The following is a 10,724-nucleotide window of genomic DNA, read 5'->3' as shown; positions in this document are numbered from 1 at the left end:
CGAGTAAGTCGGAGCGGCTTTGATCTGTGCGTCGGTGAAATCCAGTTGCAATTGCAGTACCTTGTTGCGCGACATCACGTGCAGGTCTGGCCAGTTCGCCGCGACTTGCCGCTTGTCGCCGGCGAGGGAATCGGAGAGATCGATCACGAGCGCCTGGGGCTGCCCCTGCGAATCGACCAGCACGTCGACTACGCGGCCCATCCGCGCGCCGTTTTTCTGCGACACATTGGAGTCGATGAGTTGAGCGAGGGTCGGCGCAATGTCGTTGACGGAACCCGGTCTCGCCGAAGCGTCCTGAGCCTTCGCTTTGGCCGCGCCCGATGCGCCGTTGCTGCCCGGCGTCGGCACGGCGAACGTGATAGGCGCTTTCTTCGCGGCCGGATTGAAGCGGAACACGGTCCACGGGAACGTCACCTTGCGGTCGCCGACACCCAGGAATCCCGCCAGGTTCACGATCATGATCTTCGGTTTGCCGGACGCATCGGCGTACATGTCCACTGCGCGGCCGATCACCTTGCCATCCGGGCGCTGGATTTCGCTGTCGAGCAAACCGCGGATTTGCTCGTGCTGCATGATGCGCGTGGTGAGCAGCGGCGGCGGAGGCGGCGGCGCCTTCTCTTCAACGGGCGGCGGCGGAGGCGGCGGCGGTTTTTTCGGCACGATCACACGCCGTTTCGGCGCGGGATGCGGTCTGGGTTCGGACGGAGGCTGCGTGGCAACCGGCGCTGATGCCGGCACTTCTTCCGGCTCCACGACTTCCGGCTCGCTTGGCGGCTGCGGCGTCGACAAATCGATGATGGGCGCGGGCGCTTGCACCGGGAACAGGCTGCATCCCGACATGACCGCGAGCACAAGGAGGATCGCAAGCGTTCCGGCTACCGTTCGCCAGTGCCAGTTGTACGCTCGAAGCGGGAAACCGCCACTCATCACAAGAGCTCCATGTTGCAGGGCTACCTTCAGGAAATTCGTGCGCCGCCGCTGGGGTTATCGACGGTGCGTGGGTTAGGGGGCGATACAGGTCGATACAGGCCGGGCGAGCGGCGGCGTTCGTGTCGCCCGGTTTCGATCACACGCCCGGCGGACGCGACTTCGCTTCGGTCGCCTTCGCTTCAGTCGCTTGAGCCAGCCGCGCGGCGGTATCGGGGGCGCCCATTTTCGCGGCGGCGTCGCGTGCGGTAAAACCGTTCGCGTCCTTCGCGTCGGGATTCGCGCCCTTCGAAATCAGGAACTCCACCATCTCCACGCGATTGAACATGGCCGCGATCATCAACGCCGTGCGTCCGTCCGGCGACGCGCCTTCTACGTCCGCGCCGTGCGCAAGCAACGCTTCGATGACCGGCTTGTACCCCTTGAACGCCGCGCCCGCGATCGGCGTCTGGCCGTTGTCGTTGCGCAGGTCCGGATCGGCCTTGTGTTCGAGCAGCACGCGCACCGCGTCGGCATGGCCGTGGTAACTCGCGAGCATCACGAGCGTGTCGCCCTTGTCGTTACGCAGGTTCGGCGGCAAGCCTTTATGCAGCAGCGTGTCGAGCATGGCTGCGTCGCCGCGGCGGGCTACGTCGAAGACTTCGCTCGCGAAATCGATGAGATCGTCGCTCAGAGGTTCCTGGCTTTGACCGGGAATGCCTGCGGGTGAGTCGGGTTGCATGGGAGCTCCATTGGGATTGCATGGACTGGTGCGGCGCTGCAGCCGTTCGATGCAGGGGTTTGGGCGCGCGCCGGGTTGGGCGATATCCGGTTGGTACTGCGTGCAGCTTTCGATGTCAGGCGGTTGGTTCGGTTGTTTCGTTGTATATGGCAAGCGGTCCGCGGATTCTGCCTTGGCGGGTTTTTGCGGCTTCCGCGGTTTCTATCAGTGCGTCAGGATACACAGGTTTGGCGGCACGCCGCACCGTCGCAGCAGGAATCGCGCCTTATCCGGGCGACCGGGCTGCCTACGGGATCCCTAAGCTGACAGCGTGTTCCGAGCGTTATTCTAAAGGGAGCCTCTTCATGACCATTCGTTCTTCGATGGCGCCGGCCGTGAAGGGCTAGCCTGACCCGCTTTTTATCCGTTGCAACGACGGCAGTAGTCTTCCTGCAGGCCGGTTGTTTTGCGCCTCTTTCGCGGCGCCGTTGTTTCATGGTCCGGGTCTAGCTCACGCTCGCCCTCGTCGGCTCGTCGCTTGACCTATGCCTATCGCACGCTTACGCTCGCCAGCACTCTTCACCAGGAAAAACGCCGTGAGCCCCAATCCCGACACTGTCCGCCGCGTGGCGCCCGCCGCCGAACGTAATCGCGGACCCATTCTCGACGTGCTCGCGCGGGTCCTGCCCAAGGCCGGCGTGGTCCTCGAAATCGCCAGCGGCACGGGGCAGCATGCTGTCCACTTCGCCTCCGCATTGCCGGGCGTCACCTGGCAACCCAGTGATCCCGACGCCGCTTCGCGAGCCTCCATCGACGCCTGGCGCCAGCACGCTTCACTCGCCAACCTCAATGCACCGATCGCCCTGGATGTCCGGACAACACCCTGGCCCGTGCCGGATTCCCTCGCGGCAATCGTATGTATCAATATGATCCATATCGCGCCGTGGGCGGCAGCCGAGGCGCTGTTCCATGGAGCACGCGAGCGTCTGGCCAGCGACGGTGTGCTCTTCCTGTACGGACCTTACAAGCGCGACGGGGCGCATACCGCCCCGAGTAACGAAGCCTTCGACGCCCAGCTTCGCGCCACCGACCCCGCCTGGGGTGTCCGGAATATGGAAGACGTGGTGGAGCTCGGGCGCGCATCGGGCTTGTCGATGGACGAAGCCGTGCCGATGCCCGCCAACAATTTCTGCCTGATCTTCAAACGCGCACCCTGACGCACCTGGATTTGACGTAGGGCGATTCGATCGGCGACGCGCTTGAATGGTTTCGCACTGGCGCAATGAAGATCGTCAAAATTGCGTCCGGTGGGGCGGAATCGCCGAAGAAAGCCGCAGCAAAAAGCTGCCGCAAAAACCGCTCGACCGCCTGTGCAAGCCCGTCCAGTCCGCTTCCGATATCCGCAATCACCCTCTCGTCGCGCATCAACCGGCCTCTGGCGTGTAGACTGCGTTAGGCCTTTGGTTGCAACGTCTCCCCAAAGCATTTTTTAGTCCGTTTCCAGCCGATACCCTCACGCGGAGGCATCGTACATGCATGTAGCACTGCAGCAGGACGTCGCTCCGAGCGAACTGCCGTCCGAACAGTCTCAACCGTCCGCGCGCGATCTGCGTCGCGTCGATATCCACCCCGATCACTGGTATCCGGTCGCCTGGTCGCCGGAGGTAAAACGCGGTAAGGCGCACGGTGTGCGTTTTGCCGGTGACCCCGTCGTGCTGGTACGCACGGAAAGCGGCAAGGTGTTCGCGCTGGAAGATCGCTGCGCACATCGACAGGTGCCGTTGCATGCGGGTGTGGTCGACGGCGAATCCATCCGCTGTTGTTATCACGGCTGGACCTACGACTGCACCGGCCGCTGTATCGACGTCCCGTATCTCGGCCGCGAACGCCTGCCGAACGGCGTGCGTTCTTACCCGTGCCGGGAAGAATCCGGCCTGATTTTTATTTTCCCCGGCGACCCGCTGCTCGCTGAGACAGCGCCGCTTCCCGCGCTCGGTTCCGTCGACGATAAAGCCTATAAAACCCGCCGCTTCGGCCGCGAAGTGAAGTGCCATTACACCTTCATGCACGAGAACCTGATGGACATGAACCATCAGTTCCTGCATCGCAAGCAGATGGGTCAGATGAAGGCGCGCTCGGTCGGGCGCAGCCGCGGCGACGACTGGGTAGAGGTGAACTACACGTTCGCGCGCGAGGAGGGCAAGCAGCCGATTGGCGAGGCGCTGGTGTTCAGTCAGAAGCGCAGCAACGACCCGAACGACGGCCACAACGACGTGATGACGATCCGTACCGAATATCCCTACCAGACGCTCAGGATCCGCACGAAGGACCAGACGATGGTGATGGATCTGTGGATCGCGTACGTGCCGCTCGACGCCCAGCAGCGCACCAACCGCACGTTTGGCCTGCTGTCCATCCGCCGGCCGAAAATTCCGGGCATCCTCGACGCCGCGTGGCCGTTGCTGGTGTGGTTCACCGAGCGTATCTTCAAGGAAGACCGGTGGATCGTGGAGCGCGAGCAGGAAGCGCACGACCGGCAGGGTGCCGATCATAACCACGAGGTTTTCCCGGTCATCAACGAGCTGCGTTCGCTGCTGATCCAGTGCGGCGCGCCGGTTCGCGAACTCGTGACGGAGCGTCGCGTGCATATGATCCAGCCGATTACCGACTGAGACGTGCACACGGCAAGACGCCGCAGTAACAACGTCGTAGTCCAGACGTCACAGCAATGACGTCGCAGTAGTGACGTATTAACCAGAAGAGGTCGACCATCATGGAACCCAACTCGACAGAGAAGCCAGTCACGCCCGCGGTAAACGAGCCCCCTGACCAGGATCACTTCGATGCCGCCATCAGCCACGTCGATCATTCTTACGCGTCGGGTGCAATGGCCGCAGGCGCGGCGAAGGGCATTCTCTACAGCGTGATCGAGACGCTGGGCACGCTTATCGGCGACCCGGATTTGCCGGAACACGCGCGTTCCGGCTATCAGGCGTTGCGCGCGAGCGCACAAGAACTGCGCTCGCGGATCGATTGAGCGTTTCGACGCATGTCTTAAACCATTGACCCGAGCCATTGAGCAAGCCACGGCGACGCATTTTTACGTGCCAAATCGCGGCGGCTCGGGCAATAATGTTAGGTCAACCACGGAGCACATCATGAGTAAGAGCCAGGACGCGAAGAAAACCGAGAAGAAGGTCGCTGTCAAATCGCCGAAAGAGAAGAAAGAAGCGAAGAAACTGAAGAAGGAGGCGTCCAAGCGGCAGTAATGGAAGTGACGGAAGCGGGTGCGCTTCAACGACAGCCGGTTTGATCTGGGTTGTTCTGTACCCAGCTCTCTTCGGCTCCCGGATTTCTGCTTCCAGCAGCACGTTTTGGTAGTTCACGGCCCGCTCTAAAGCGGGCCGTTTGCATGGTGAAGACTGCGCTCGTCCGGCGGCAAAACCCGGTCGCACTGCGAGCGCAAGCCCGCTAAGGCTTCCGGCCGTCAAACGCCGCCCACCCATCGTTCTTCCGATGCCTTCAAATGCGACCGGATCGCGGCCTGCGCGGCAATCGGATCACGCGCTTCCAGCGTTCTCAAGATCCGTTCGTGCTCGGATAGCGCGACGCCCCATGTCGTGATGTTCTCCGCGAGCCCGCTGACCTTGGCTGCGATCGGATCGTTACGGCCATCGAATAACTCGCCCACCAGCCGGGTCAGTACCGAATTTCCGGCGATTTCGGCCAGCGTCATATGAAACTGCCGGTCCGGCTCCAGTGGCGAGCGTCCCGCCGCGATCAGCTCGCGCATCGACTCCACGCTCTTTTGCAACCTGGCCATTCCCTCCGGCGTCAGCCGCGTGCAAGCCAGCAAGATTACTGATCCTTCGATAGCCGCACGCGCCTGCATCAGCTCGGTCGGGCTCTCGCCCATGGAGGTCAGCGGCGGTTCCTCGGTGCTGCCTTCGCAGACGTACACGCCCGAGCCCATCCGGATCTCGACTTGCCCGCGAATTTCGAGCGCGATCAACGCCTCGCGCAACGATGGCCGCGACACGCCCAATTGCTGGGCAAGCTCACGTTCGGGCGGCAGGCGCGTACCGGCCTGGAAGCTGCCGTGGCGGATCAGCGTATTGATCTGATCAGCGATGGTTTGATACAGGCGCCGCGTTTCAACCGGTTTTACAGATGTCGTCATGAGTGTCTGGCAGAGCGCTGGGCGAGAGTCGAAGTGTAAGGTGGCTTGACCAATTGCTTTCAGCATGGCTTGTCGGCTATGCCAATGGATATAAGGGTAAATACCGCGATTCCAGAGTGGGCCTAACGCCATTATCATTCGCAACAGGTAAGGCCACATGGCCAAATAGAAAATTGGCTTGACCACTTTGGTGCCTGAACGACGGTCGGCACCGCCCCAGAATCAGAGACCCCCCGCCGAGGAGACAACGCCGGTGCAAATGCTCATACGAGTCGACAAGGCCAAGCGATGAACGTGGCGGCCGAACAGGGCGCACCGCATATCGCGCCACATACCGCGCGCCCGCAATCCATGCCGGACGAGCCCTTGCTGCGCCTGCACAGCGTTGGCAAGCGTTTCCCGGGCGTGATCGCGCTGCAGAACGTCAGCTTCGACGTCCGAGCGGGCGAAGTGCATGCCATTTGCGGTGAAAACGGCGCGGGCAAGTCCACGCTCATGAAAATCGTCAGCGGCCAATACCGGCCGGACGAAGGCGAGATTTTCCTCGACGGCCGCGAGCATCATTTCTCGTCCACGCTCGAAGCGCAGGCCGCCGGCATCGCGATCATTCATCAGGAACTGAACCTGATCCCGCACTTGTCCATCGCGGAAAACATCTTTCTGGCACGGGAGCCGAAGCGCGGATTTTTCATCGACCGGGCGCGTCTCGCCGCTGATTCCCAGATGGCGCTCGACCGCATTGGGCTGGCACTGAAGCCGCGTACGCTGGTTGGGTCGTTGTCGGTGGCGCAGCAGCAGATGATCGAGATCGCCAAGGCGCTGTCGCTCAACGCCCGGTTGCTGATCATGGACGAACCCACGTCGTCGCTGACTGAATCGGAGACGGTGCACCTGTTCCGGATCATCAAGGAACTCAGGAAGGCGGGTGTCGGCATCGTCTATATCTCGCATCGGCTGGATGAGCTGGCGGAGATCGCCGATCGCGTAACCGTGCTGCGCGACGGCCGCACCATTTCCACCGATGACTTCGCCGCCACCACCATCGAGCAAGTGGTCGCGCATATGGTTGGCCGCGATCTCGACGATGTCTTTCCCGAACGCAAATCGCAGCCGACGAATGAAGTGCTGCTGAGCGTGAGCGGCCTTACGCGTCGCGAGGTGTTCGGACCCGTGAGCTTCGAATTGCGTCGTGGGGAGATCCTCGGCTTTGCGGGATTGATGGGCGCGGGGCGCACCGAGGTCGCGCGCGCAGTGTTCGGCGCTGATCCGGTGGATGCGGGCGAAGTCCAGTTGAAGGGCGAGCGGCTCTCGATCCATTCGCCCATCGACGCGATTCGCAACGGCATTGCGTATCTCTCGGAGGACCGCAAGGGTAACGGTCTCGCGCTGCAGATGACGGTGGCGAAGAACATCACGCTGGCGAACGTGGAAGCGGTCTCGGGCACGGGTGGTTTTATTCGCTTCGAGGAAGAAGCGAAGGTCGCTCGCCGTTATGTCGATGCGCTTGGCATCCGCACGCCGAGCGTGAACCAGATCACGCGCAATCTCTCGGGCGGCAACCAGCAGAAAGTGGTGATCAGCAAATGGCTGTTCCGCGAATCGAAGATCCTGTTCTTCGACGAACCCACGCGCGGTATCGATGTCGGCGCGAAATACGCCATCTACGAACTGATGGACCGGCTCGCGGCGCAGGGCATCGGCGTCGTATTGATCAGTTCCGAGTTGCCCGAAATCATGGGCATGACGGATCGCGTGGCCGTGTTTCACGAAGGCCGGATAGCGGGCGTGCTCGAGACCCGTAAAACCAATCAGGAAGAAATCATGCACTACGCATCAGGACGGATCGCCCATGCTTGAGATGACCACCGACACGGCCCACGCCGACCGGGAGCGCGCCCGCGAACGCCGCAAGGACCTGATCCAGAAGTTTGCGGCGCTGGGAAGCCTCGTGATGCTCGTGGTCGTGTTCTCGGCCACGAGCAACGCGTTCATGTCGCTTGGCAACGGCATGACGGTGGCGTTGCAGGTGACGTCCATCGCGTATCTCGGGCTCGGCGCGACGTGCGTGATCATTACCGGCGGTATCGATCTGTCGGTTGGATCGGTGCTCGCGCTTTCCGGTGTTGTCGCCGCGTTGCTCGTGAAAGCCGGTGTGCCTGTGCCTATTGGCATGCTTGGTGGCGTGATCATGGGCGCGATCTGCGGTGCGTTCAACGGCCTGTTCGTCACGCGCATGGGGTTGCCGCCGTTTATCGCGACGCTCGGCATGATGCTGGTTGCGCGCGGCGTGGCGTTGCAGATCACCGGCGCGCGGCCTGTGTCGGGTCTCGGCGATTCCTTCGCCGAGCTCGGCAACGGCGCGCTGTTTCGCATCGTCCGCATGGGTTCGGACGGGTTCCCGGACATCGTGTTCCCCGGCATTCCGTATCCCGTGATCATCATGGTCGTGCTGGCGGTGCTGGTGGCCATCATGCTCAGCCGCACCTCGCTTGGGCGGCACATTTACGCGGTCGGATCGAATGCGGAAGCGGCGCGGCTGTCCGGCGTGAACGTGAATCGCGTGAAGCTGTTCACGTATGTGCTGTCCGGCGCGCTCGCCGGGTTGACCGGGTGCGTGCTGATGTCGCGGCTCGTGACGGCGCAGCCGAACGAAGGCGTGATGTACGAACTCGATGCCATCGCGAGCGCGGTAATTGGCGGAACGTCGCTGATGGGCGGTGTCGGCACGATCTCGGGCACGGCGATTGGCGCGTTCGTGATCGGCATTTTGCGGAACGGCCTGAACATGAACGGGGTATCGAGTTTCATCCAGCAGATCATCATCGGCCTGGTTATCTTGGGCACGGTGTGGATTGACCAGATCCGGAACCGGAGATGAGTTTCATCGAACGCACCTGAAGCGTTCGCGACGTAGAAGAGTGGAGTGGGCCCACGGGGTCTTACAAAATCAACAGGAGCGAGACATGAAACTGACTACCAAGGCGATGTTCACCGCTGTGCTTGCCGTCGCTGCGAGCAGCGCGTTTGCGGCCGGCGGCGAAATTGCCGTGATTGTGAAGAGTGCGGATTCGAACTACTGGCAGAACGTGAACAAGGGCGCGACCGCGGCCTTGGCTGACGTGAAGGGTTACACGATGACCTTCCAGGGCCCGGCCGCGGAATCCGACATAGCCGCCGAAGTGAACATGGTCGAGAACGCGGTGAACCGGAAGGTCGCCGGGATTGTGCTGGCGGCGTCGGACCCGGATGCGCTGGTGCCGGCCGTGAAGAAAGCGTGGGAAGCGCATATTCCGGTTGTGATCATCGATTCGGCCTTGTCCGATTCGGGCAAGCAGTATTACCAGGCTTTCCTGTCCACCGACAACGAGAAGGCCGGCGAGATGTGCGCTCAGGCCTTGATCTCGAGGGTGGGACAGACGGGCAAGATTGCGTTGATGTCGTATGTGGCGGGCGCGGGGTCCGAAGTGGGGCGTGTGGGCGGGTTCCGCAAGTATCTGGCAGCGCACTCCAAGCTGCAGGTGGTCGGACCGTTCTACTCGCAGTCGCAGATGGCTAATGCGCTTAACCAGACGACCGATGTACTTGCCGCCAATCCGGATTTGAAGGGCATTTTCGGGGCGAACGAGCCGACAGCCGTGGGGATGGGACGCGCGCTGGCGCAGTCGGGCAAGGCGGGGAAAGTTATCGCGATTGGGTTCGATGGCAACCAGGATCTGCAGAACTTCGTGAAGGACGGCACGATCCAGGCGATAGCGGTGCAAGGCTCATACCAGATGGGCTACAAGGGCATTCAGACGGTAGTGGGCGTGATTGAGAAGAAGCCGCCGCCAAAGTTCGTCGATACCGGTGTTGTCATGGTCGACAAGGGGAATATCGATCAGCCGGTGGCCAAGAACGTGTTGTATTGATCGCTGGCTCCTCTTGGGGCTAGGTGGGTTATGCGCAGTGCGAAGGGATTCTGGACGGTCCCTTTGCACTGCGTTTTTGTTTTTGCGGTTGCGTACTACGGGGTCGTAACTGGCGATCTCCGCACCGCTGTCGCATTCCGTCCGCTATTACCTTCACCGGTAGAACAATCTGTTCTTTCCGTGTGGCTATCCGCCGCATATCGACTCGCATACCATGCCGTACCGATTACGATCCTAAGCCTGATATGCCAACACCTTTGTACCGATGGTTATTAGCTGCCACCGCGGCTACCGCGTTATTCACAAGCGCCGCTCAAGCCCAGGTCGACACGACCAAAAGCACGGTTACCGCGACATCGAAGCAAATGAACGTGCCGGTCGACGGCAAGTTCAAGAAGTTCACGGCACAACTCGACTTCGATCCTGCTAAACCCACCGCAGGCAGCGCGAATCTCAGCATCGACGCGGGAAGCTACGATCTCGGCGATGAAAGCTATAACAAGCAGGCCACGGACAAGGACTGGTTCGATACGGCGCATTTCCCGACCGCCACCTTTGTTTCAACGGCCATCGCGCCCGCGGGCGGCAGCAAGTTCAATGTCAGCGGCAAGTTGACCATCAAGGGCAAGTCGCAGAACGTCACCGTGCCGGTCACCGTCACGAGCCAGGGCACGACACAAACCTTCGATGGTTCACTGCCCATCAAACGCACGCAGTTCGATGTCGGCTCGGGTGAGTGGAAAGACACCTCGGTCGTCGCCGATGAAGTCGTCATCAAGTTTCACCTCGTCGCTACCAAGAAATAAACGGTCATCGACCCTCAAATTCATCCAGGAAAACACATGAAAAAGAACCTTCTGATCGCAGCAGCAGGCGCGCTGGTCGCAGTGGCATCATTTAGCGTGATGGCCGAAGAAGCCACGTATCAGCTCGACCCAGGCCACACGTCCCCGAGCTTCGAAGCTGACCACTTTGGCGGCCTCTCGGTCTGGCGCGGCAAGTTCACCAA

The 10,724-nt window shown here is 61.5% G+C and carries 10 protein-coding genes and 1 pseudogene; 8 read left to right on the top strand and 3 right to left on the bottom strand.

The features are described from left to right. Positions 1-927, bottom strand: a 927-nt coding sequence (locus EOS_RS38780) for a PRC-barrel domain-containing protein (RefSeq protein WP_047897532.1), incomplete at its 3' end; no start/stop codon positions are given. Positions 928-1,066: 139 nt separating this feature from the next. Next, the gene (locus EOS_RS38775; protein ID WP_047897531.1) at positions 1,067-1,648 is read right to left on the bottom strand and encodes an ankyrin repeat domain-containing protein; all 582 of its coding nucleotides are present in this window, start codon (positions 1,646-1,648) and stop codon (positions 1,067-1,069) included. Between the two features lie 524 nt (positions 1,649-2,172). On the opposite strand from EOS_RS38775, the gene EOS_RS38770 reads away from it, so the two are divergent. The 3 genes from EOS_RS38770 to EOS_RS38755 all read left to right on the top strand — a co-directional run bounded on the left by EOS_RS38770 (position 2,173) and on the right by EOS_RS38755 (position 4,664). Next, positions 2,173-2,844: a DUF938 domain-containing protein gene (locus EOS_RS38770; RefSeq protein WP_047897530.1), complete on the top strand. Its 672-nt coding sequence runs from the start codon at positions 2,173-2,175 to the stop codon at positions 2,842-2,844. Positions 2,845-3,159: 315 nt separating this feature from the next. Beyond that, positions 3,160-4,299, top strand: coding sequence for an aromatic ring-hydroxylating oxygenase subunit alpha (locus EOS_RS38760; RefSeq protein WP_047897528.1), 1,140 nt, complete (start codon positions 3,160-3,162; stop codon positions 4,297-4,299). A 101-nt stretch (positions 4,300-4,400) separates the two neighbouring features. Further along, a complete protein-coding gene (locus tag EOS_RS38755) occupies positions 4,401-4,664 on the top strand; it encodes a hypothetical protein (protein ID WP_047897527.1) in 264 nt (87 codons plus the stop codon). Between the two features lie 450 nt (positions 4,665-5,114). Here EOS_RS38755 and EOS_RS38750 read toward each other — a convergent pair whose 3' ends face one another. Further along, entirely contained in the window at positions 5,115-5,807 is a 693-nt protein-coding gene (locus EOS_RS38750) for a FadR/GntR family transcriptional regulator (protein ID WP_047897526.1), read from the bottom strand. A gap of 351 nt (positions 5,808-6,158) precedes the next feature. On the opposite strand from EOS_RS38750, the gene EOS_RS38745 reads away from it, so the two are divergent. The 5 genes and pseudogenes from EOS_RS38745 to EOS_RS38725 form a co-directional block, all read left to right on the top strand. Further along, positions 6,159-7,664, top strand: coding sequence for a sugar ABC transporter ATP-binding protein (locus tag EOS_RS38745; RefSeq protein ID WP_047897533.1), 1,506 nt, complete (start codon positions 6,159-6,161; stop codon positions 7,662-7,664). Beyond that, positions 7,657-8,685, top strand: a complete 1,029-nt coding sequence (locus EOS_RS38740) for an ABC transporter permease (RefSeq protein WP_047897525.1) — start codon at positions 7,657-7,659, stop codon at positions 8,683-8,685. The genes EOS_RS38745 and EOS_RS38740 overlap by 8 nt, the downstream gene beginning before the upstream one ends. 85 nt (positions 8,686-8,770) lie before the next feature. Then, positions 8,771-9,715, top strand: coding sequence for an ABC transporter substrate-binding protein (locus EOS_RS38735; RefSeq protein ID WP_047897524.1), 945 nt, complete (start codon positions 8,771-8,773; stop codon positions 9,713-9,715). A gap of 245 nt (positions 9,716-9,960) precedes the next feature. Continuing rightward, complete coding sequence (locus tag EOS_RS38730; protein ID WP_047897523.1) at positions 9,961-10,521, top strand: YceI family protein; 561 nt, start codon at positions 9,961-9,963, stop codon at positions 10,519-10,521. 36 nt (positions 10,522-10,557) lie between these two features. Then, positions 10,558-10,724: pseudogene (locus EOS_RS38725) on the top strand (polyisoprenoid-binding protein); the annotation flags it as partial.

The organism is Caballeronia mineralivorans PML1(12), assembly GCF_001028175.1.
GTDB classification, from domain to species: domain Bacteria; phylum Pseudomonadota; class Gammaproteobacteria; order Burkholderiales; family Burkholderiaceae; genus Caballeronia; species Caballeronia mineralivorans.
This window is presented reverse-complemented; position numbering and strand designations above follow the sequence as displayed.